Source organism: Bacillus sp. F19, assembly GCA_023823795.1.
In the GTDB taxonomy this organism is placed as follows: Bacteria; Bacillota; Bacilli; order Bacillales; family Bacillaceae; genus Bacillus_P.
In genome coordinates, this window is the sequence record CP085710.1 from 198,082 (window position 1) to 219,966 (window position 21,885).

Sequence of the window (21,885 nt, forward strand, 5' to 3'; positions counted from 1 at the left end):
GAATGAGCAGACACCTTGAAATAAAGGTGTCTTTTTGAGTTTAAAGATAAGATTTAAACGATAGTGGATTATATTTCTTCTTCTCACACATTTCCATTATACAAGCTGCTAATTGTTGAATACCGAGTTCTATTTTATTTTCATATACTTGTGAAATACTTAGTCGAATGGCTTTCTGTTTGTTTCCAACTAAATACATTCTAGAAGCATTGTCTACATAAATTTGTTTTTCATGTAATAGATAAATCAATTTATCAACATCTATATGTGAAGGCAAGAAGATGGTGAGATAAAAACCACTTTTGGGCTTTGTAAATGATATATAGCTTGGTAAATATGATGAACAAGCATTTAGTAATGTCTTCATTTTGTTTATGTACAATTGTTTTACATTTTCTAAATGATAGTGAAACATCCCACTTTTCAAATAGATTTCTAATGCTCCTTGTGAAAGTGCCGATGTATTGAAATCAGCACTAAATTTATAGCGTACAAAGGAATCAATCATTGTTTCTGGGAGTACAACAGTCGCAATGCGTAACCCTGGTAAAAATACTTTTGAAAAGCTTTTGACATAAATGATTCTTCCGTTGGGTTCATATGCAAACAAAGGGTCTGCTTTTGGATCCGCATCTAATTCTGCTAAGTAATCATCTTCTACAATGTATACATCATATTTTTCTGCAAGAGCAACGATTTTTTTCTTTTCTTCATTTGTATAATGATGACCAAGTGGATTATGACACCTTGGCACAATATAAAAGAATTTAATATCGTTGTTGCGGAATAAAGATTCTAGTCGTTCAAAATCAATCCCATCCATTGTTAAGTCAATTCCTAATGTTTCGCTTCGATTTAACTGTAAGGTATCCACCATACCAAAATAAGTCGGTTGCTCAATTAATACTTTCTTTTTGTCATTTGGGAACGGCATCGTCGATAGTATATGTAACGCTTGTTGTGATCCAGAAGTAATAACAAGTCGCTCAGGTTTCGTGAATACTTGTAAACACTGTAAATACTTCGTCAGCTCTTTTCTCAACGAATAGAGCCCTTGTCGCTCACTGTAAGTAAATAATTGTGCTTTATAATGATCAATTGCTTGGTTTATACAATGTTGAAAGTCTTCATAAGGCATGATTCGTTCATCTGGACCCGCAGATAAAAAATCTATATTTTCATTCGGACTAGGTACTCGATAATCATCAACAATGTAATAGCCACTTTTGGGTTTAGCATAGACAATATGTTGTTTCTCTAGTTCTAGTAATGCCTTTACAATCGTATTTTTACTGCATTGAAATTGTTCAGCGAGCGTCCGAATAGAAGGTAATTTATCTCCTGCTTTTAACTGCTCATCCTCTATTTGTTGTTTCATCCACTCTAAAATACCTCTATATTTTGTTATCATATATATCCTCCTTGGTATCTGTACCATGACAGATGTGAAATTCTACTGTATGGAAAAGAGTCGATATCAATTACAATCATGTTTAATTAGCTTATTTTAGTTTAACTATGATTATGGAATACATTTATGTGCTTGTGAAGGGGGAGTTTGAATGAAGAACAATATAAAAAAAGGAATGCTGCTAGGCTTTATTGGTATTATTTGTTTTAGTCTTACATTGCCAGCAACAAGCATCGCTGTACCTTACTTTGGTGCGACAATTGTTGGCTTAGGCAGGACAGTTATCGCAGCAATTATTGTTAGCATTATTTTTATCGTAAAAAAAGAAAAATTACCTAATAAGAAACAAATGAAAAGCTTATGGATTGTAGCTATTGGTGCTGTACTTGCCTTTCCGCTATTAACAACCTTTGCGATGAAATCATTACCTGTATCACACGGAGCAATTGAACTGGCTTTACTGCCGCTTGCGACAGCTGGATTTGCGATGTGGCGTGGAGGTGAGCGACTTTCGAAACGCTATTGGATTGCGAGTATTATTGGTGCGATAACCGTTCTTCTTTATGCCGTGTATTTAGGCTTAGGTCAATTACAAAAAGGCGATATTGCACTAATTGTAGCTGTCTTAATACTTGGATTAAGCTATGCAGAAGGTGGAAAACTGTCAAAAGAGCTTGGAAGTTGGCAAGTAATCGCTTGGGCAATTTTAATCGGCGCTCCGTTTTTTGTGATTCCTGTGGGATTAAGTGTATCCTTTGATATGCTGCAAGCACCTATAGAGGCTTGGATTAGTTTATTATACTTAGCCATTGTGAGCCAATTTTTAGCTTATGTAGCTTGGTATGGCGGGATGTCTTTAGGAGGGATTGCAAGAGTAGGACAGATGCAATATTTACAGCCATTTTTAATGATTGGTTTTTCTGTATTATTCTTAGGGGAATCAATTACATGGCTAACTATTGTCTTAGCTATTATTGTTGTAATGTGTGTGATAATTGGAAAAAATACACCTGCAGCTAAGAAAGAAACACATTATGATAATCGTGTTCTTCATGAAAAAAGTTGACGAATTTATTGATAGCAAAATTTTTTATGTAATCAGTCAGGAGCAATTTTTATAGATTCGTTCGCTGAAAATTAAACAACTTTATTATTCTTTAAAAATCAGATAACTAGAGAAAAATTTTACCTTTTAAACATCTTTAATAACCATCTATCAGTAAACAGATAGATGGTTATTGTATTTGTATGAATATAATTAAACGACTTTATTATTGATACACACAAGGAGTCTTTTTTCTATTTGTTTTACTTCAATCTATAATATGGTGAGTTAAGATTATGTTCTTGATCCTCAAGCAATAACAATTTCAATCTTTCTTTACTCAAATAATTTAATTTTTTCAAAACCTGAGAACCATTATAATTTTGAAGTCCGTCTCGGATTTCACTAACACTTGCTGGACTTTTTTTCTAAGTAACTCTATAATTTTTTCTTCAATAAGCTTCCCTATTTGAAATTCTGCAATTTTCATTTCAAAGTCTACATAAAGGTCCCCAGCTTCTTGAGGTGTAATGGCAAAATGTTTACTAGCTTTGTCAGCGACAAGCTTATCATGTTTTTCTACATCATAAATATCACCGTTATTTGTAACTTTATTGTATTCTTTTCTCATAAACTTATAGATTGCATTCCTGTCTAAAGTATCAATAAATTTTTCAATCACTCAGAAGCTCCACCTTTTGTCATATTTTACAAATTCAATAGTGCGACATCCAGTGACTTATTACCTGACTTATTACCTTTATTCTAAAGCAACAACAAAAGCTCCTTTAAATTCGAATTTATATACAAAGATTCATTTACAAATAAAGTGTATATTTGTAAAATTATTCTTGAGAAAATACAGGAGGGTGCTAAAGCGAAGAAAACATTACCTATAATCTTTACCCTAGTTTTCACCTTTGTCGAATTTTTTGTATTTACCCCTAGTTCTTATGCTAAGCCAGGAGGAACATTTTTTCCTGAAACTTAGTTTCAAACGATTGTATCGAAAGACATCACCAATACTGTTAGTCCTTAACTAGAAACTCTATTGGTGTTTCTTATCAAACTTTTTATAAAATGAACATCAAAAACTTTGCCGGTTTACTCTTACCTGCATAGCTCTTTTTCTTCATTTGAATGTTTCCATATCGCCTTACAAAAAAAGCAGCTGTGCAAAATGTCGATTGTCGTGTCGTGTGGATTGTGCCAAAAATGGAGATGTGGAGGAAAGAAAATGAAGAGAAAGTTGAAGTGGTTATCTGTTGCACTGGCGCTGACGATGCTGTTTGGTTTATTTGTCACACCAGACTCAGTGAAGGCCGCTCAAAACCAAGTATCTGGCAAGAAAGGTTCAGCAGAAGACACTTCTGAAAAAGGCGAACCGCAAATGTTTATTATCCCCACAAGTGATCCGCAAAAAGCGGATGAAGTACTTGAACAGCTTCAGAAAGGAAAATCGCCAAAGGAATTAGGGTTAATCTCCAATCAAAAACATACTCCAAGAAAACAAACGATTGAACAAATGGCTTCAGAAGCAGCAAAAAGCACAAAAACGTATCCAGTAGCGATGGGGGACATTAAACCTGCAGCTGAAGGGGATGATTGGACACCGCCGCCTTTTGGGTATGATGATATTCAATTTGATGCGTGTATTGGAAATGAGAATTCGTCTGAAGGATGGATTAAAAATCATTACTCGTATTGCTGGTCCAACTATGTTGTCTACTCTGATCCGGCTGGCTGCGGCCCCAGCCCGTTTCCATTCTTTTGTGATTGGGTTTCTTTTAGGGTGACTGTCATTGCCAATAGTATGAACGGAGCCAGAACGGTGTTCTACAATTATACGGTAGATGATATTCAGATGGACTTTGACAGTAAAGGGTGGATTGGCTCAAAAGTATCCGTCAGTATTAAGTGTGACGGCATATCTGAGACACGTGATTGTTTAGGAGATGATTCACCGGACAGCCGGACTCTCGCTCAATGGAAATCAAATGAAGATGGAGCCACATTATTTGATTCTGATCCGCCTCCAATCACTGCAGGAAATAAAGATCAAATAAGTTATATGGACTTGTGGCCTAGAATAACAATCGATCCGCCGGGGAAAAAATATCCGGAGCTTGCAGAAGATGGCCCAAAAGAAAAAGTCCGTATGGATTCTGCTGATTACATGTTCGTATTTAACCCGCAATTTTTTCCAAAAGAAGGGGCAGTCTTTGCGAACGTTCAGCCGGTCTTCTACTACGATATGAATAAGCCATATTTTAGTGTAATGAAAGATGCCTTTCAGCATCATAAGGATGCTCTCACTTCGCCGGGAAGTTTAATTCCCGGGATAGAGGGAAGGCCGCCGCTCACCAGATTGTATTCTAAATATGATCCTGCGCAGTATGCTGCCAATAGAAAAGCCAAAGATGCAGCTTGTGCAAAATTAAGCAAGCCTGAAGGGTATGAGTGTGATGAATTTCCGTTTGCCAGCACTTATGAGGGAGCGGGGGCCGGAGATGGAAGATTCTCTGTGCGATATATATCAAGAGCAGCAAACAACACGCATGGACGCTGGCTGGCTGCATGGTATGCATATGATCGGATTTTGCACAATGATAAATTCTTTATCGGATTTAATGAGTAGCTGACAGCCTGTAAATGTTCGTGACAGTTATCCATTCATACGAATCATAAATAATGGGAAGACAAGAGGCGATACTGGGTACCAACAGTTCGCCTTTTTTTAATAGCCGTATATTCGATTTTGTTACTATTTATCTATGTAATCAAAAATGTGTGATGCAAGTTGTCACACTGCTATCTTTTGTAAAATACAAGTTTTCGAGGTGTTTTTGATCAAACTTTCTTCTAAAGCAACAGCGACTGGTTATCAGTCGCTGTTTTTTTATTAAAAAAAGAGGAGCCAGGCACCTGGCTCCTCTTTTATAATCATTAATAAACCTTATCACCATTAAAGATCGAGTTCTTAACCACCACATAATCCACCGTTCGAATAGCATCAAGTTTGGTTCCGCCTGCATACGAGATAGATGACTGAAGATCTTGTTCCATTTCAGTCAAGGTATCCTTTAAAGCGCCTTTATGCTCCACGTACATTTTCTTGCCTTCTACGTTTTTCTTTTCGCCTTTTTGGAACTCTGAAGCTGAGCCGAAATATTCTTTGAAGAGCTTTCCATCCATTTCGATTGTTTCTCCAGGAGATTCTTCGTGCCCTGCAAACAAAGAACCGATCATGACCATAGAAGCACCGAAACGAATCGACTTGGCGATGTCTCCGTGTGTCCGGATACCGCCGTCAGCAATGATTGGTTTGGTTGCAGCTTTTGCACACCAGCGGATTGCAGCTAATTGCCAGCCGCCTGTACCAAATCCTGTTTTAATTTTCGTGATACATACTTTACCAGGGCCAATGCCTACTTTTGTTGCATCTGCACCGGCGTGCTCAAGTTCTCTTACAGCTTCTGGAGTACCAACGTTTCCAGCGATGACAAAGCTTTTAGGAAGATGCTTCTTGATGTGCTTAATCATTTCGATAACCGCATTAGAATGACCATGTGCAATATCGATTGTAATGTAATCCGGTATCAACTGCTCTGCAGCCAATTGCTCAATGAATTCGTACTCTTCTTCTTTCACACCAACACTGATAGAAGCGATTAATCCGCGTGATTTCATATCTTGAATAAATGAGTTTCTTTTCTCCGGCTGGAAGCGGTGCATGATATAGAAATAACCATTTTCAGCTAAGTTAACAGCAATTCTTTCATCTATAATCGTCTGCATATTGGCAGGCACAACAGGCAGCTTGAATGTGTGATTTCCTAAAGCAATTGTTGTATCACACTCTGAACGGCTGTTTACTACACATTTTGCAGGTATTAATTGAATATCTTCATAATCAAATACATTTTCCATATGATCTACACCCCTAAATACGAATGTTATTGTTGAATACCAATTTAATTGTTCGTCCATTTGGTACTTTACATCATTTGTATATGAATGTCAAAGATTTTTGGGGAAAAAGACGAAGAATAGTGATTATCCTTTTCATTTTAGAAAGCCTTTTCAAAAAAACAGGCAGATAGATATTGCCCGAAAAAGTCAAACCCTTTTATTCGGTAAAAACTACCGCTATTCTTCTAATCTAGTATTCGTATAAAATAAAACTATGAAAACATTAAAATCTTTATCACTTATGTTGTTGGTTGTCGCTCTAGCCTTTGGATTCAGCAGTCAAGCAAGTGCTGCAAGTACATACACCGTTAAAAGCGGTGACACGATGTGGAAAATTGCATCGAAATATCAGGTTGGCGTCTCGGAATTAATCAAAGCCAATCCAAGCGTTAAAAATGCCAATGTGATCTATCCGGGTCAATCGCTTAACATTCCTTCTGGAAGCGCTTATCAAAGCATGGAAAGCGAAGTGGTTACTCTAGTTAACCAAGAACGCGCAAAATACGGATTAAAGCCGCTTACAGCCAATTGGGAAGTTGCAAGAGTAGCAAAATATAAGTCAGAAGATATGCGTGACAAAAATTACTTCAGTCACACATCACCTACATACGGTTCTCCATTCGATATGTTGAAGAACTTCGGTATTCAGTACAGCTATGCCGGAGAAAATATCGCAGCGGGCCAAACAACAGCGCAAAGCGTTGTGACAGCCTGGATGAACAGTGAAGGACACAGAAAAAATATCTTATCTTCAAACTTCAAGGAAATTGGAGTGGGATATGCGAAAGGCGGCTCTTACGGCCACTATTGGACGCAGATGTTTATTAGTAAGTAAAGAAAGGATGAGTTCCGCTTAAATAAATAGTTCAAAAAAAAGGATGACTGATTGTTTTCAGTCATCCTTTTTTTACATATCATTCATGAAAATCCGATCGTCATTAAAAAGGCTTCCATTTTAATTGCTGTGCTGCTTGAAAACGTCCTTCTGCTTCTTGCCAATTAACAACATTCCACCAATTTTCGATGTATTTTTTTCTGTCATTCTTATATTGCAGGTAATAGGCATGTTCCCACACGTCAAGGACAAGTATTGGCACGACATCCCATTGACTTAAGTTTTGATGTTTTTCTGCCTGAAGAATCTCTAATCGTCGTGCACGAGGCGACCAGACTAAAATTGCCCAGCCAGCTGCTTCAACTTTGTCAGCTGCTTCTGAGAAGTGCCGTTTAAACTTTTCAAAGGTGCCAAAGGTGTGATTAATTTCCTTCATTAGCTTTCCAGCAGGTTTTCCTCCGCCCTTAGGACTCATAATACTCCAGAATATCGTATGAAGATAATGGCCGGCTCCATGAAATGCAGCTTCTCTTTCCCAATGCTTAATAAGATCATAGTTGTTAGATGAACGTGCTTTCTGCATTTCTTTTTCTGCTTTATTTAACCCATCCACATAACTTTTATGGTGCTTATCATGATGAAGCTTCATAATTTCCTGATCAATGTAGGGCTCTAATGCATCATATTTATAAGGCAGCGGGGGAAGAGTGTGCCCCCCGATTGGAACGGCAGCGGCGGATTCATTTTGAATCCGAGTTTGCTCATTTTCGCTGTCTAGTTCAAAATAAGGCGCAATCTTTACATATAGTGAATTAGCACGTTCATAGATCTCGCTGTCTTCAAATGATCCCGTTGAAAGTTCTTCTTTAAATTGGCTTATTTGCTGCAGCCAAACCTCTAAGTCTTGATGATCCACATGTTTTCGTATTTCTTCAAGTGACTGATTAAAGCATTCTAACATATTTTCACACCACTTTTTCATTAAGACAATGTAATCTTCAGACATTCATATCCCACCCCTTAGTCAGTTGTAGACAATATATGCGTAAAGAGAAAATGGATGATGTTTTTTAAAGGCTGCCTTTTACACTGGCTAATCTGTATAAGCTGTTGATTTCAAAAAAGACAGATCTCATCTTCATTTGCAGATATTTTCCTTTCTTTAAAAGGGAATCGAATTATATTTTCAATTTCTAAATAAAGCCACTATAATAATCATTAGAGTGCAAGTACTGAGTGCATAGAGAGAAAGGAGGACACTCATGAAACCGGTAAATCCCAGAGTAGGGACTTTTAAAAGGTTTATCCTTAATAATAGATTTGTTCTGTTTCTTCTGATTTTGCTTCTGATTGGATTGAACATTCTTGTCTTTATGAAAGTATCCTTTATTTTTACTCCGATTAAGGTATTAATTAAAACGATTCTGCTGCCGATTATTCTTGCGGCCATCGTTTATTATCTATTAAATCCGGTTGTTGATTTTTTTGAAAGAAAAGGCATTCGCAGAATATACACGATCCTGGCCCTGTTTATAGTGATTATTGGCTTGCTGACAATCTTGATTGTGTCGGTTATCCCGTTTCTTAAGGAGCAGGTGTTGAGCCTGATTAAGAGCTTTCCGCAATATATAAGCGATGTGGAGCAGCTGGTCAGAGATGTTGTCGGAAGTGATTTTGTGAATCAGGCGCAAAAAACACTGAATATCAACGTCGCAGATCTTTCGAGACAAATTTCGGAACAGGCATCAACCATTATAAATAATATGTTTGCTGGAATTGGAAATCTCGTAGGGATAGTAAAGGATTTTATCCTTGCGCTTGTCACGCTTCCGTTCATTTTGTTTTATCTTTTAAAAGACGGCAAAAAGCTTGGGCCTTATGTTCTTAAGTTCATGCCTGTTTCTTTCCGCAGTTCAACGTATAAAGTAATGCATGAAATGAATAATCAAATCAGCTCCTATATTAGAGGGCAGATCATTGTCAGCTTTTGCATTGGTGCGTTAATGTACATAGGCTTTCTGATCATTGGCATGGAATATGCATCGCTTCTTGCCCTTATTGCAGCTTTTACAAGTGTTGTTCCGTATTTAGGGCCGGCAATTGCCATTACACCTGCACTCATCATTGCGCTTGTTTCATCCCCGTTTATGGTGCTGAAATTGATTATTGTCTGGACGGTTGTCCAATTAGTTGAAGGGAAATTCATTTCTCCTCAGATCATGGGACGGAATCTTCATATCCACCCGATCACCATTATTTTCGTGATCCTGACTGCGGGAAATTTATTTGGAGTAGTCGGCATTGTCCTGGCTGTTCCGGGCTATGCGGTGTTAAAAGTGATTGTGACTCATCTGTTTGAATGGATAAAGATCCGAAGTAATATGTATGAACAAAGAAATCAGATCAACAGCAAAAATAAATAGCAAAAATAAAAAGTGCTGAAGAATCGTTCTTCAGCACTTTTTATTTTTATTTTTTCAGGTCTTCAATTGACTCAATAGGCATGTATTCCGGAACGGTTAAACCTAATTTCGTTCCTTCAAGATTTGGCCCAAGATCGACAATTTGATCTTTATATTCATTAATATAGTCCTGATGTGTTGTTGGGAGCCATGCAGCTACTAACGCGTCTGCACTGCCATTAGCAACACCTGTGAACATTGGTCCTGCCTCTACTTGTTTTAAGGCAACATCATAGCCCTGCTTCTTTAATGCAGCAGCAATGACATTCGTACTTGCGATTTCTGACTCCCAAGAAACGTAGACAAGGCTTACTTTTTCACCATTGCCTTTTTGAGCGCCATCCGTCCATTTTTTCACTTTGTCAGGATGGTCGTTAATCCATTTTTCAGCAGCTTCCTCGGGTTTCATGCCTTCCTGGATATCTCCCATCACTTCTTCCATATCTTTTGGTTCCCAGAAGAATTGATCGAGGATTTTATAAGCACCGGGATTTTCTTCTTCTAAGCCTTTTCTGACTATGGTGTGAATGGATTCACCTTTACCGAACGAGCCTTTAGGATCCTCTAAATATTTCAGCTTATACTTTGTAAACATCCAGTGAGGTGTCCATCCAGTGACAATGATAGGTTCTTTTTGTTCATAAGCTTTTTGTAATTCAGCGGTCATGGCTGCTGAAGAGCCTTCTATTAATGTCCAATCTCCTTCTAGGCCGTAATCCTTCATTGCTTTTTCTGTGGATTTCATAAGTCCGGCTCCGGGATCAATTCCTGTAATTTTGTAATCAACCTGTTCGCCTATTTTACTCGGAGAAGCCTTTTCAGCCTGGCCTCCTCCAAAAGATACGGCAATGAAAGCACCAATTACCAATAAAGAAAAAATACTATATGCAAATCTTTTAGGTATAACTTGATGATAGGCAGGCTTTCGCAGGTTTTGTGAAATCCGGTCTAATATGATTGCAATAATAACAATGGCTAAACCAGCTACAAATCCTTCTCCAACTTTAACCTGTGTTACAGCACGGTAAACTTCTGCCCCTAATCCTGGCGCCCCTACCAATGACGCAATAACTACCATGGATAATGCAAGCATGATACTCTGGTTAACTCCAGCTAAAATGGTAGGCGCTGCAAGCGGCAGCTGCAGGGTAAAGAGTCTTTGAGAAGTCGTTGAACCAAATGCATTCGAAGCCTCGATCAAATCCTTAGGAACTTCACGTATCCCTAAGTTTGTCAGCCTGATTGTAGGAGGTACAGCAAAGATGACAGATGCTATAATTCCTGGTACAACTCCGATTCCGAAAAACAGAATGGCTGGAATCAGATAAACAAATCCAGGCATTGTCTGCATGAAATCTAGAATTGGGGTGACAACCTGTCTTACTTTATCACTTTGCGATGCCCAAATTCCAATCGGAATTCCAATAAGAATTGTGATGACAACAGATGAAAGCACTAAGGCCAATGTGTTGACTGTTGCATCCCACAGTCCAAGATTCTCAATTAAAAGCAGACCGATCAGTGTAAAAAGACCAACAAACCAGCGGCTTGTGTAAAGAGCTAACAGCGTAATCAAAATAATAAGGAGTAAAGGTGGGCCAAGCTCTAAAACTTTTACCAGTCTTTCTATAAAGCCTTCGGTGACGGCAGATATGCCGCTGAAAAAGCCTTGAAAATTTGTTATGATCCATCTTACAGCAGTATCTACCCAATCAGCGAGGGGGATTTGCGGGAGTCCCATTTAATCTGCCTCCTTCATGTTCAGATCATCTTTGTTTCCTGCAAGTGCTCCAATAACGGCACCGCGTATAATAACACCTTTTAAGCGGTTTTCCTGATCAACTACTGCAACCGGGAGGGCAGAATTCGAAAGTGCTTCAATAACGTCAGTAAGCAATGTATCTTCTGATACTGTTGCTATATTTCTTGTCATCACTTCTTCAACCGTCTTATTCTCTTTGACTGCAATGGATGCTTCATCAGCGGTGAGCGCCCCTAATAGCTTTTGTTTGCGGTCTACAATAAAGATGCTTGAATATCCCTGAGCCTTCATAATTTGCAGAGCCACACGCGGACCGCGATCAGGAGTCATTCTCTCAGCACGTTTTAAAACATGAGATGCCTGCAGCACCTTAGAAAGGTCCACATCTTCTACAAAGCGTTCTACATATTTGTCTGCAGGATTCATCATGATTTCTTCAGGGGATCCAATTTGAATGATTGTACCGTCTTTCATTAATGCAATACGATCCCCTATGCGAAGGGCCTCATCAAGGTCATGAGTAATAAAAATAATCGTTTTCTTCATGGTTTCTTGAAGTTCCAGTAATTCATCCTGCATGTCTTTGCGGATCAGCGGATCCAATGCACTAAAAGCTTCATCCATTAACAGAATGTCAGTATTGCTTGCAAGGGCTCTCGCTAGACCGACCCTTTGCTGCATGCCTCCGCTGAGCTGTGAAGGATACTGATTCTCATAGCCCTTCAAACCGACAACCGCGAGTGACTGCATGGCTTTTTCTCTTCTTTCATTTGCTGGTACGTTTCGGAGTACAAGCCCATGTTCCGTATTTTCAAGTACGGTTTTATGAGGAAATAAAGCGAAGTTTTGAAAAACCATGCTGATTTTATTTCTGCGCACGTCTCGCAGCTGCTGCGCTGACATTTTAACAATATCGGCGTCATCGATTAAAATTTCGCCAATTGTAGGATCTATTAAGCGGTTCAGCATACGGATCAATGTTGATTTTCCGCTTCCTGATAAACCCATTACAACAAAAATTTCACCTGGGTAAATTTCAAAACTAGCACTATTTACGCCAATGGTTGAACCCGTTTTTTCCAGTATCTCTTTTTTTGAATATCCTTCTTTAAGTAACTTAATAGCATTCTTGGGGGATTTTCCGAATACCTTCGTTACATTTTTCACTTCAACTTTTGGTCTCATCCATACACCTCAAAACTGCTTATTTTATTTAAATATAATGAGAAATCCTTTTGTTTTCCGCAATCTCCGGAGACTTACTAAACTTTTGCAAAAAACAATAACTTTTTAAGTATATAGAAGTTCTACTTTTGATTGCAAACGATATGGCAGCAGAAACAAGCGATAAAACCCTTACACTTCAACAAATACAAGACTGCTGCAACCGCTCCGGTGTCAATAGCGGTCCTATTTCACAGCTTATTTACTTTTGATAATTTAGTTTCTGCAAAAATTATTTATTTTATTTCAGGGAAAGGATGAAAGTTCTAAAAAAAATCTTTGAATATTAGGATTTTTTTCTTCAGATTGAAATAGTTTAAAAGAATAACATTCATAAAAAAGGGTATATAAAATATGTGTATAACAGCTCACGAATTTTCTGGAAAGGAAGATGAAAAATGTCAGAACCATTATTCACTGCCTCAGTTACAGCAGTAGGCGGAAGAGAAGGAAAAGTACACTCATCAAATGATGTAATCAACATGGATATTGCCATGCCGGGTTCACCCAGAGCTGAAAGAATGCCTGAAGCTACAAATCCGGAGCAGCTATTCGCAGCGGGATATGCCGCATGTTTCGATGGAGCCCTGCAGCATATGGCCAGAAAAGAAAAAGTGAAATTTGAATCTGAGGTTACGGCTAATGTAAGCTTTTTAAAAGATGAGGCTGATGGCGGCTTCAAATTAGCCGTAAAGCTTGATGTAAAAGGGAAAGGCATTGAAAAAGCTCAATTAGAAGACCTTGTTCACAAGGCTCATGAGTTTTGCCCGTATTCTAAAGCAACCAGAGGGAATATCGAGGTTACACTTGAGGCGATTGTTTAATTAGAGAGAGGCACCGTAAATACGGTGCCTTTTTTTATGTTTTATGTTGAAAATAAACAAACAATAATATAAAATGTTTATTATATATTAAACAAAATAGGGAAGTGTTTGTTGTATGGATGTATCCGAATTGTTTTGGAGTGCTTCTCTGGATGAATGGAAACAAGGGTTCATCCAAAACCAGGAGCACTATATTTGTCTGCTTTGCGGAGACAAAACAGAAAAAGGCGTTATTTACCCTGATGATGACATGTTCTATGATGCTGAAAAAGCGATGAAGATTCATATTGAAAAAGAACATGGATCTGTTTTTGATTATCTGATTGGACTTGATAAAAAGCTTACTGGGCTGACGGACCATCAAAATCGTTTACTGCGGCTCTTTTATGCCGGAAAAAATGATGCCGAAATCCAAAAAGAGCTAGAGATCGGAAGTTCAGCTACAATCAGAAACCATCGATTTGTATTGAAGGAAAAAGAACGCCAGGCAAAAATGATGCTGACGATTATGGAGCTTTTAAGAGAAAAAGATCAGCATGCTCCAGTATGGATAGCTCCTCACAAGGCAGCAAGAATGATTGACAGCCGCTACAATGTCACTCAGGAGGAAGAAGCAGAAATGCTTAAAAAGTTATTTCCTGAGGGGGCACATGGAAGGCTTAAGAAATTTCCGCTTAAAGAAAAGCAAAAGCTGATTGTCCTAAAAGCGATAGCTGACCGATTTGAAGGAAAACGGAAATATGACGAAAAAGAAGTGAACCAACTATTAGAATCCATTTATCACGATTATGTCCTCCTCAGACGGTACTTAATTGAATATGGATTTCTTGCCCGCAAGGCAGATGGAAGCGAGTATTGGAGAATACTTTGAAAAGGAAAGGAGATTCAGTAATGGATCGGAAAAAAGAATTAAAGCAGCTTTATAAAGAATCGAAGCCAGAAGCGGGAATCTATCAAATAAAGAATATCAAAAACGGGAAACTTTTTATCGGAAGCACAATGAATTTAAAAACATTGAATGGAAAGCAGTTTGAACTTGAAACAGGCTCAAGCACAAACAAAACTCTTCAAAACGAATGGAGTACTTTTGGAAAAGAAGCTTTTTCAATAGAAGTGCTGGAAGTATTAAAAAGAAAAGAAGAGGGCCATTTTGATGTGAAACATGCTTTGAAAAAGCTTGAGGAAAAATGGCTTAACGAGCTGAAACCATATGGTGAAAAGGGATACAATAAAGAAAAGCTTCAATAAGAAAAGGTGTTTACCAAATGGTAAACACCTCAGACTGTCGACAAATCCCCCCCTTTTTGGGGGATTTGTCGGCAGTTTTTTTATATAATGAAAATAGAACAATACAGAGGTGATTTGGATGTTGTCTAAAAATAATCAAATGAATCGTGATCAACTAGAAATGATTACACTTGAACAGTTGGTGCCGGAAGATCACTTAGTCCGTAAAATTGAACAAGCTCTCGATTTTTCTTTCATCTATCCATTAGTAGAGAAAGTCTATTCCGCAGATCGAGGTCGTCCAAGTATTGATCCGGTCATATTGATTAAAATGACCTTCATCCAATACCTTTTCGGTATTCGATCCATGAGAAGAACCATTGAAGAGATTGAAACCAACTTAGCCTACCGTTGGTTTTTGGGTTTTGGTTTTCATGACAAGGTGCCCCACTTCTCAACATTCGGTAAAACTATGAACGGCGCTTTAAGGATACAGATCTGTTTGAGCAGATATTTTACCGCATCTTAAAAGAGGCGATTGATAAGAAACTGGTCAATGGAGAACAGGTATTTATTGATTCAACTCACGTAAAGGCTAGTGCTAATAAACGAAAGTATCAGAAAAAAATCGTACGAAAAGAAACGAAATCATATGAGGAAAGGCTCCAAAACGAACTCAATCTAGACCGCGAAGAAAACGGAAAAAAGCCTTTTCCCCCAGATAAATTTGAACCGGAAGAGAAAGAGATTAAAGAAAGTACGACGGATCCGGAAAGTGGCTATTACGTAAAAGATGAAAGAACAAAACAGTTCGCTTACTCATTTCACGCAGCCTCTGACGAAAAAGGATTTGTTCTGGGGACAATCGTTACGCCTGGTAACGTGCACGACAGTGCAATATTCGAGCCTCTACTTGATCAAGTAACTGAGCTTCACAAGAAACCTGCTGCTGTTGCTGCCGATGCTGCTTACAAGAACCCTGCTCTTGCTCACTATTTGAACGAAAAAGAAATTCGTCCGGTTTTTCCTTATACACGGCCAAAAACAAAAGATGGATTTTTCAAGAAAAGTGATTATGTGTATGACGAACATTTTGATTGTTACATATGCCCGCACGATCAAGTGCTTCCTTACAGAACTACTACGAAAAAAGGATACAGACAATACTCTTCCGATCCGAAGGTTTGTGAAAATTGCCCATTCCTAAGCCAATGTACGGAGAGCCAAAATCATCAGAAATTGATTGAAAGGCATCTCTGGCAAGAATACTTAGATGAAGCTGAACACCTTCGTCATACAGAAGAGAACAAAACAATTTATGCAAAACGCAAAGAAACGATAGAGCGTGTCTTTGCAGATGCAAAAGAAAAGCATGGTATGCGTTGGACAACGTTGAGAGGACTCAAAAAATTGTCCATGCAGGCGATGCTTACTTTTGCTGCCATGAACTTGAAAAAGTTGGCATCCTGGACATGGAAGCCAGCGAAAGCGGTATAAAAATAATCAACGAATAGGCCTACAAACATCAAATTAGCCCCAGAAATGACAAAAAGCATTCGGATAGAGTTCATCCGAATGCCTTTTGTCTACAAACTGAGGTGTTTACCAAATGGTAAACACCTTTTGACTGTTAAAGAACATGCTTTCTGCTGTTTCTGAATCCTTTTGCCACATCCACTATTGAAAAGAGAATGACGATGGCAGCTGACGCCCAAAGCCAGTTTGACCAAACCTTATCATGATTTTCAGGCTGTACTCCAAAGGAATTCATCGTCAAGCTGATAAAATCATTGTTGAAAAGCGCCGGATTCAGCAGCATGATGCAGTAAAAGCTGCTGAAAAGGAGATTGCTGAGAGCATGGATCCAGGCGAGCCCTTTGTTCCATCTGCCTGTATAAAGCTTGTAAATGGCTATTAACATTTCTAATGCAAAAATGACAGCAATGCCGGGGAGATACATTTTAAGAACATCTGCCTGAAATAGAGGGGCAGCAAGCTTAAGGTCTTCAAGACCAGTTCCCTGCTGTGTATACCAGCCAAGCAGGTTCGATGCGTTCAAAAAGATGGAAGCCCACAGCACCGTGAAAAATAATTCAAAAATGGATTCAGACCTGGGTATGGTTCTTTTAGGAGCGTTGGTCAAAGCGAGTAAATCGTCAGGGGTCCATTTCGTGTTTTTCACATGATCACTTAGTGTTACAGCGCGTTCCATAAAGGCGTAAGTCAGAGTTACCCATGTAAACACTTGAAAGCTGACCAGCAGGGAGCCGATAAGAATGTCAAGGAAAATGGTCAGCATGAGAGAAAAAATGGATATATCTCCCTGATGCTGGATGATTCCTTCAAGAAACCTGGTTAAAAACGTGATGCACAATGCCGCAACAAGGGATATTTTCATGACATACAGGTAGGAACTATACAAAGCTGGCCCGATTAAATAATTGGGTTTACCAGAGTATTTTTGTGCTAGTTCAGCGGGGTTTTCGAGTTTAGTCAGTACCTTTTTTACATCTTCTTCGGTATAGTCCGCAGGAAGCATATCTTCAATATTCGATCGAAGCTCAAGGGCAATATCCTCTTGAGCCTTTTCAGGAAGCCTTCGTGTGACCTCATTAATATAAAGATGAATCAGATTCACTGAATCATTCCTCCTCTAAAAGCTTTTTCATTTGATTAGAAGTTCTAAGCCATTCCACTTTAAGCTGTTCGTACACCTCTTTTCCAAAATCGCTCAATTTGTAATACTTTCTTGGCCGAGTCTCTGTCAGTTCCCATTCACTTATTAGGAGTTCTTGTTTTTCCAGTCTGCGGAGTAAGGGGTAGAGGGTGCTTTGATCAATTGTTATGTTGTTTTTTTCGAGAAGCTGGACGAGAGAATATCCGTATTGAGGTGTTTGCAGCTGGCTGAGGACGGCAAGTGTAAGGGTTCCTCTTCTTAGTTCAGTGGTCAGCGAGTTCAGTAATTCATCCATTATGACACCTCCAATTTCATAATAGTATGTGACGTACAGTATTGTTAATAAAATAATACTAATATTTGTAAAATGAGCAATTCGTTGACATGCGAGAACAAATGAATTAAAATTATCTTTAATTCGAGATAATTATTAGGATAAGTTTTATAGAGATAAAATGAAAGAAATACAATTTATAAAGGAGAGGTTTTCAATGACTAAGAAAACAGCAGGTATCCACCATATCACGGCAATCGTTGGTCATCCCCAGGAAAATGCGGACTTTTATGCAGGGGTTCTTGGCTTGAGACTGGTAAAGCAAACAATCAATTTTGATGATCCTGGTACGTATCATCTTTATTTTGGAGACGCAGCGGGAAAACCGGGAACGATTATTACGTTTTTCCCATGGCCTGATGCGTATCAGGGGAAAGTTGGGGATGGCCAGGTTGGAGTAACATCATATGTTGTTCCAAAAGGTGCATTGAACTTTTGGGAAGCCAGACTTGAAAAGATGGATGTCCCATTTTCTAAAATGGAGCGGTTCGGTGAGGAGTATGTGGTATTTGATGATCCGCATGGTCTGCACCTCGAAATCGTTGAACGGGAAGAAGGAGAATCAAACACGTGGGAGTTTGGCGGAGTCTCATCTGATGTTGCAATAAAAGGATTTGGAGGGGCAACGCTGTTATCCGCTCAGCCTGAGAGAACAGCAGAACTGCTGGAGGCGATCATGGGATTTGAAAAAATCAGCCAAGAAGGAGATTTTATCCGTTTTCGCTCAACTGGAGAGATTGGAAATGTGATTGATTTGAAAATGACGCCAATTGGCCGCGGACAAATGGGAGTTGGAACGGTTCATCATATTGCGTTCCGCGCAGAAAATGATGAGGATCAGCTTCAGTGGCAAAAGCATGTTGCAAACGGCGGATATCAAGTCACTCCAGTACAGGACCGACAATATTTCAATGCGATCTATTTCAGAGAACACGGTGAAATCCTGTTTGAAATTGCAACAGATCCTCCAGGATTTGCTCATGATGAGGAGACGCTGGGAGAAAAGCTGATGCTTCCGAAATGGTATGAGCAGCAAAGAGAAAAGATTGAAAAAGTGCTTGCACCATTTGAGATTAGAGAGCTTTAAGGAGGAATGACAATGCTGAGCATTGATCCAGCTGTTAACACGGAAAGGGAAAATTATAAGCTTTTAACAGGAAGCATTATTCCAAGACCGATTGCATTTGTCACTTCACTTGCAGAAGACGGAACATTAAACGGAGCGCCGTTCAGCTACTTTAACATCGTTTCCGCCAATCCCCCGATGATTTCAGTGTCCGTTCAAAGAAGCGGAGGAAATCAAAAGGATACTGCCAGGAATATCAGCAGTCTGAAAGAATTTGTTGTGCATATCGTTGATTATGATAACGTTGAAAAGATAAACATCACGGCAGCGAACCTTCAGCCTGATCAAAGTGAGATTGAATTGGCGCAATTAACGCCTATTAAGAGCAGCAGGATTGCTGTGCCTGGAATAAAGGAAGCCAAAGTGCGCATGGAATGTGTGCTTGAACGAGTGATTGAGCTCGGCGGGAACGATTCGCCTGGATGTGATTTGATCATCGGGAAAATTGTTCAGTTTCACATAGAAGAGAGCATCTATGAAAAAGGAAGAATCAATCCTGATGGACTTGGCGCAGTCAGCAGACTTGCGGGAAATGATTACGCAAGTATCGGAGAGCTATTTTCAATCGAACGCCCAAAATAAAATGCCGGACCAAATGCTGGTCCGGTTTTTTTGGCACTTAGGAAATTATAAAAGTCAAAAGGTTGAAATATCGGTTATAAAAATCGAAGTCAAGCCCGCTCAAAAAAATAAAACCATATGATCCTCATCATAATAGATGCCATCAGCTTTTAGCGCTCTATTTTCATGACCATAAACGGTGAAGCCAAATGAAGTGTACAGCTGCTTTGCTGACTGATTGGTGCCCACAACTGATAACTGAAGCTGCTCTGTATCGTCAAACTCCTGTGCTTTTTTTACCACTTCAGCCATCAGCTTTTTTCCAATGCCCCTTCCGCGATAATCAGGAGAAACATACATCGCGAAAATCGAAGCTTTATGCTTAAGCTTGACCTTCGTTTCTTTTACTAGAGTGACAACACCGGCAAGTTCCTCCTTTTCAAAAGCTCCAAACGTATAGGCTGAATCTGATTCAAGTCGCGATTTGTAAAGATCAATCGGATAAAGCTGTTCTTCCTCGTAGCTTGATCCAAATGCTTCAGGGCTGTTTTTTAAACCTTCAAGCCGGATTTTACGGTAAGCGTCTGCATCATTTCCATTCAGGATTCGGATCTTCATGGGTACCTCCAGAAATGTTTTCTTTTAGTTTACAAGGCTGAGACCGTTAGTTCCAGTCATTTCATTGTTGGCAACAGTGAAAATGACAAAGTTGGGTTTTCTTTAATTTTGACAAAGATGAAGAAGCGGTTGAAATTCAGCAGCTGATTCAGGAAAAGGGCATTTCGGGTGCACTGCAGGAGGTTTCACAGCTTCCTGAAAATCATCCGCTGATTGGCCTTGTTGTAGAAAAATATCATAAGCTGTAAAGGGAAAAGCCTATCATTGTCTGACAATGATAGGCTTTATTAACCATACTTTTTCTGATGCTCTTTCTTTAATTCCAAATATTCCTCGTCTTCTCTGACTGCCATCCACATTTGTTTGAAGATTGCAGCAGACTTGGCTTTTTCCTCATCAATTTCCCGTTTGTGGATGTTTCCATCTTCTTTATACTTACGTCCGCCTTTATAATTGGCATATCTTCTTGCCCGTGTGTAGCCCATTTGCAGAAATTTCCTCGCCATGTCCATACCGTCAAAGTCATCGTTATCTTTGTATTCAAGAAAAAGATGATAAATTTTTTCAGAGGATTCTTTTGCGATCTCAGGAGTTTTAAAGCGCCAATAAGGCAAGATTTCACTTTTATAGGGTTCTACAAGCAGGGCACCCTGTTCGCCTCTGCCAATGCGGTATTTCTCTGGATGCTTTCGGAAATCCGTGTTTTCAAAGTCCTCATCGTAATTAAATGGCACACGAATCACCTCTCTTTTTTTACCATACCCCGAATCAATTAAAAAGTGAAACGTCCTGAATGTGCCGGAAAAGAAAAATATACCTTTATGAAAAGGTCATGACTTATTCCATAAAGATAGATACTGCGCCCATACCAATCAATATGATAAATAACCCAGTAAGAATAGCGGTTGAAATTTTGACCTTCTGCCTTCTTCGGGTAATCCCGAACTTCCGCCTGACAAGCAGTCCTGTTATGTAATTGCTGACATAGTATGGACACAGCGTGAACAAAAGGTACAGCCAAAATAGCGGGTTAAAGGCAAAAAAGATAAAAATCATGATGGTCCAAAATAAGACGGCTGATCTTCTTCTCAGAAAGGAATTAACCTGTATAATTCGGAGGAAGAACGTGTGAATGGGATAGGCCGTTTTTAATAATTCCAGATATTGCTCTCTGTATGTTTCTTCCTCAGGCTCTATTTCGGCAGCAAGCTGGCTCAGCTCTCTGGCCTGCTTGAAGTCTCCGCGATTAAAAGCAGTATTGGCCAAAGAATAGAAGACGTGCGGATCATTCTCATTTTTTTCTAAGGCGATCTTTTCGAATTCCCTCGATTCTTTCTTCTTATTGGAAAGCAGCAGGAAATCACTGTAGGCTGCAAGGTAAACAGGATCTTCGCTCTCATGGGCAAGAGCGCTCTCCATCAGCTTAAGTGAGTCCTTTAGCTTGTTTTTTTGAAAGGCTCTCAGAGCTTTTAAATAATAGAAATGAGCAACATCGGGATATATCCGAAGCGCATCTTCAACAGCGTGATCAAAGGATTTCATATCCCCGCTTTGATAATAAGAGCTGACAAGCAGAAAGTTGCCTGTGTAATCCTCAGGGTCTTTTTTTAATGCTTCTTTTGAAAAGTGAATCGCTGATTCAAAGTCTTCTTTATGAGAATAAACATGTGCCAGAATTGAATAGAAATGGGCGATTTCCGGATCTGATGCGATGAGGTTCTGTGCTTCTTCTATTGCTTCATCGTATCTTCTCCAGTCTCTGAGCTTTTTAATGCGCTCGATTGTCTGAATATGCCAATTAATCATG

At 39.1% G+C, this 21,885-nt stretch carries 20 protein-coding genes and 2 pseudogenes; 10 read left to right on the top strand and 12 right to left on the bottom strand.

Annotation, left to right across the window (positions count from 1 at the left end; all coding sequences use genetic code 11):
• Positions 1–40: 40 nt before the first annotated feature.
• Positions 41–1,411: a PLP-dependent aminotransferase family protein gene (locus LIT25_01160; GenBank protein ID USK34083.1), complete on the bottom strand. Its 1,371-nt coding sequence runs from the start codon at positions 1,409–1,411 to the stop codon at positions 41–43.
• Positions 1,412–1,562: 151 nt separating this feature from the next.
• Between LIT25_01160 and LIT25_01165 the strand changes: the two genes are divergently transcribed.
• Positions 1,563–2,477, top strand: a complete 915-nt coding sequence (locus LIT25_01165) for a DMT family transporter (protein ID USK34084.1) — start codon at positions 1,563–1,565, stop codon at positions 2,475–2,477.
• A gap of 337 nt (positions 2,478–2,814) precedes the next feature.
• Here LIT25_01165 and LIT25_01170 read toward each other — a convergent pair whose 3' ends face one another.
• Positions 2,815–3,138, bottom strand: a complete 324-nt coding sequence (locus tag LIT25_01170) for a hypothetical protein (GenBank protein USK34085.1) — start codon at positions 3,136–3,138, stop codon at positions 2,815–2,817.
• Positions 3,139–3,693: 555 nt separating this feature from the next.
• Between LIT25_01170 and LIT25_01175 the strand changes: the two genes are divergently transcribed.
• Positions 3,694–5,094 carry a hypothetical protein gene (locus LIT25_01175; GenBank protein ID USK34086.1) on the top strand — a complete coding sequence of 467 codons (1,401 nt, stop codon included), beginning with the start codon at positions 3,694–3,696 and terminating at the stop codon, positions 5,092–5,094.
• A 308-nt stretch (positions 5,095–5,402) separates the two neighbouring features.
• Here the strand turns inward: LIT25_01175 and guaC are convergent, their stop codons facing one another.
• The gene (gene guaC, locus LIT25_01180) at positions 5,403–6,386 is read right to left on the bottom strand and encodes a GMP reductase (protein ID USK34087.1); all 984 of its coding nucleotides are present in this window, start codon (positions 6,384–6,386) and stop codon (positions 5,403–5,405) included.
• A gap of 256 nt (positions 6,387–6,642) precedes the next feature.
• Here guaC and safA point away from each other — a divergent pair, with 256 nt between their 5' ends.
• Positions 6,643–7,263 carry a SafA/ExsA family spore coat assembly protein gene (gene safA, locus LIT25_01185; GenBank protein USK34088.1) on the top strand — a complete coding sequence of 207 codons (621 nt, stop codon included), beginning with the start codon at positions 6,643–6,645 and terminating at the stop codon, positions 7,261–7,263.
• A gap of 103 nt (positions 7,264–7,366) precedes the next feature.
• On the opposite strand, the gene LIT25_01190 is transcribed toward safA, so the two are convergent.
• Positions 7,367–8,269: a superoxide dismutase gene (locus LIT25_01190; protein ID USK34089.1), complete on the bottom strand. Its 903-nt coding sequence runs from the start codon at positions 8,267–8,269 to the stop codon at positions 7,367–7,369.
• Positions 8,270–8,525: 256 nt separating this feature from the next.
• Between LIT25_01190 and LIT25_01195 the strand changes: the two genes are divergently transcribed.
• Positions 8,526–9,686, top strand: a complete 1,161-nt coding sequence (locus LIT25_01195; GenBank protein USK34090.1) for an AI-2E family transporter — start codon at positions 8,526–8,528, stop codon at positions 9,684–9,686.
• 46 nt (positions 9,687–9,732) lie between these two features.
• Here LIT25_01195 and LIT25_01200 read toward each other — a convergent pair whose 3' ends face one another.
• The 3 genes and pseudogenes from LIT25_01200 to LIT25_01210 form a co-directional block, all read right to left on the bottom strand.
• Positions 9,733–10,593, bottom strand: a complete 861-nt coding sequence (locus tag LIT25_01200; protein USK36112.1) for a glycine/betaine ABC transporter — start codon at positions 10,591–10,593, stop codon at positions 9,733–9,735.
• 60 nt (positions 10,594–10,653) lie between these two features.
• A pseudogene (locus LIT25_01205) lies at positions 10,654–11,466 on the bottom strand (proline/glycine betaine ABC transporter permease).
• Positions 11,467–12,672: a glycine betaine/L-proline ABC transporter ATP-binding protein gene (locus tag LIT25_01210; GenBank protein USK34091.1), complete on the bottom strand. Its 1,206-nt coding sequence runs from the start codon at positions 12,670–12,672 to the stop codon at positions 11,467–11,469.
• A 437-nt stretch (positions 12,673–13,109) separates the two neighbouring features.
• Here LIT25_01210 and LIT25_01215 point away from each other — a divergent pair, with 437 nt between their 5' ends.
• The 4 genes and pseudogenes from LIT25_01215 (at position 13,110) to LIT25_01230 (ending at position 16,259) form a co-directional block, all read left to right on the top strand.
• The gene (locus tag LIT25_01215; GenBank protein USK34092.1) at positions 13,110–13,535 is read left to right on the top strand and encodes an organic hydroperoxide resistance protein; all 426 of its coding nucleotides are present in this window, start codon (positions 13,110–13,112) and stop codon (positions 13,533–13,535) included.
• 115 nt (positions 13,536–13,650) lie between these two features.
• A complete protein-coding gene (locus LIT25_01220) occupies positions 13,651–14,406 on the top strand; it encodes a DUF2087 domain-containing protein (protein USK34093.1) in 756 nt (251 codons plus the stop codon).
• Positions 14,407–14,426: 20 nt separating this feature from the next.
• Positions 14,427–14,783, top strand: coding sequence for a GIY-YIG nuclease family protein (locus LIT25_01225; protein USK34094.1), 357 nt, complete (start codon positions 14,427–14,429; stop codon positions 14,781–14,783).
• Between the two features lie 118 nt (positions 14,784–14,901).
• A pseudogene (locus LIT25_01230) lies at positions 14,902–16,259 on the top strand (IS1182 family transposase).
• Positions 16,260–16,392: 133 nt separating this feature from the next.
• Here LIT25_01230 and LIT25_01235 read toward each other — a convergent pair.
• On the bottom strand, positions 16,393–17,400 hold the full coding sequence (locus tag LIT25_01235; GenBank protein ID USK34095.1) for a hypothetical protein: 1,008 nt from the start codon (positions 17,398–17,400) through the stop codon (positions 16,393–16,395).
• A 4-nt stretch (positions 17,401–17,404) separates the two neighbouring features.
• Complete coding sequence (locus LIT25_01240) at positions 17,405–17,734, bottom strand: helix-turn-helix transcriptional regulator (protein ID USK34096.1); 330 nt, start codon at positions 17,732–17,734, stop codon at positions 17,405–17,407.
• Between the two features lie 196 nt (positions 17,735–17,930).
• On the opposite strand from LIT25_01240, the gene LIT25_01245 reads away from it, so the two are divergent.
• Both LIT25_01245 and LIT25_01250 read left to right on the top strand, forming a co-directional pair.
• Positions 17,931–18,860 (top strand): ring-cleaving dioxygenase, encoded by a 930-nt coding sequence (locus LIT25_01245; protein ID USK34097.1) that lies wholly within the window; start codon positions 17,931–17,933, stop codon positions 18,858–18,860.
• 12 nt (positions 18,861–18,872) lie between these two features.
• The gene (locus LIT25_01250; GenBank protein ID USK34098.1) at positions 18,873–19,481 is read left to right on the top strand and encodes a flavin reductase family protein; all 609 of its coding nucleotides are present in this window, start codon (positions 18,873–18,875) and stop codon (positions 19,479–19,481) included.
• 99 nt (positions 19,482–19,580) lie between these two features.
• Here LIT25_01250 and LIT25_01255 read toward each other — a convergent pair whose 3' ends face one another.
• From LIT25_01255 to LIT25_01265, 3 genes are all read right to left on the bottom strand, one after another.
• Positions 19,581–20,078 (bottom strand): GNAT family N-acetyltransferase, encoded by a 498-nt coding sequence (locus LIT25_01255; protein ID USK34099.1) that lies wholly within the window; start codon positions 20,076–20,078, stop codon positions 19,581–19,583.
• A gap of 287 nt (positions 20,079–20,365) precedes the next feature.
• On the bottom strand, positions 20,366–20,812 hold the full coding sequence (locus tag LIT25_01260) for a DUF4385 domain-containing protein (protein ID USK34100.1): 447 nt from the start codon (positions 20,810–20,812) through the stop codon (positions 20,366–20,368).
• Between the two features lie 103 nt (positions 20,813–20,915).
• Entirely contained in the window at positions 20,916–21,884 is a 969-nt protein-coding gene (locus tag LIT25_01265) for a tetratricopeptide repeat protein (protein USK34101.1), read from the bottom strand.
• Position 21,885: the final 1 nt, after the last annotated feature.

Coding starts and splice junctions, on each gene's coding strand:
- LIT25_01225 (USK34094.1), top strand. CDS start 14,427: ATGGATCGGAAAAAAGAATTAAAGCAGCTTTATAAAGAATCGAAGCCA.
- LIT25_01165 (USK34084.1), top strand. CDS start 1,563: ATGAAGAACAATATAAAAAAAGGAATGCTGCTAGGCTTTATTGGTATT.
- LIT25_01195 (USK34090.1), top strand. CDS start 8,526: ATGAAACCGGTAAATCCCAGAGTAGGGACTTTTAAAAGGTTTATCCTT.
- guaC (USK34087.1), bottom strand. CDS start 6,386: ATGGAAAATGTATTTGATTATGAAGATATTCAATTAATACCTGCAAAA.
- LIT25_01175 (USK34086.1), top strand. CDS start 3,694: ATGAAGAGAAAGTTGAAGTGGTTATCTGTTGCACTGGCGCTGACGATG.
- LIT25_01240 (USK34096.1), bottom strand. CDS start 17,734: ATGGATGAATTACTGAACTCGCTGACCACTGAACTAAGAAGAGGAACC.
- LIT25_01250 (USK34098.1), top strand. CDS start 18,873: ATGCTGAGCATTGATCCAGCTGTTAACACGGAAAGGGAAAATTATAAG.
- LIT25_01190 (USK34089.1), bottom strand. CDS start 8,269: ATGTCTGAAGATTACATTGTCTTAATGAAAAAGTGGTGTGAAAATATG.
- LIT25_01255 (USK34099.1), bottom strand. CDS start 20,078: ATGAAGATCCGAATCCTGAATGGAAATGATGCAGACGCTTACCGTAAA.
- LIT25_01245 (USK34097.1), top strand. CDS start 17,931: ATGACTAAGAAAACAGCAGGTATCCACCATATCACGGCAATCGTTGGT.
- LIT25_01160 (USK34083.1), bottom strand. CDS start 1,411: ATGATAACAAAATATAGAGGTATTTTAGAGTGGATGAAACAACAAATA.
- LIT25_01265 (USK34101.1), bottom strand. CDS start 21,884: ATGATTAATTGGCATATTCAGACAATCGAGCGCATTAAAAAGCTCAGA.
- LIT25_01210 (USK34091.1), bottom strand. CDS start 12,672: ATGAGACCAAAAGTTGAAGTGAAAAATGTAACGAAGGTATTCGGAAAA.
- safA (USK34088.1), top strand. CDS start 6,643: ATGAAAACATTAAAATCTTTATCACTTATGTTGTTGGTTGTCGCTCTA.
- LIT25_01215 (USK34092.1), top strand. CDS start 13,110: ATGTCAGAACCATTATTCACTGCCTCAGTTACAGCAGTAGGCGGAAGA.
- LIT25_01220 (USK34093.1), top strand. CDS start 13,651: ATGGATGTATCCGAATTGTTTTGGAGTGCTTCTCTGGATGAATGGAAA.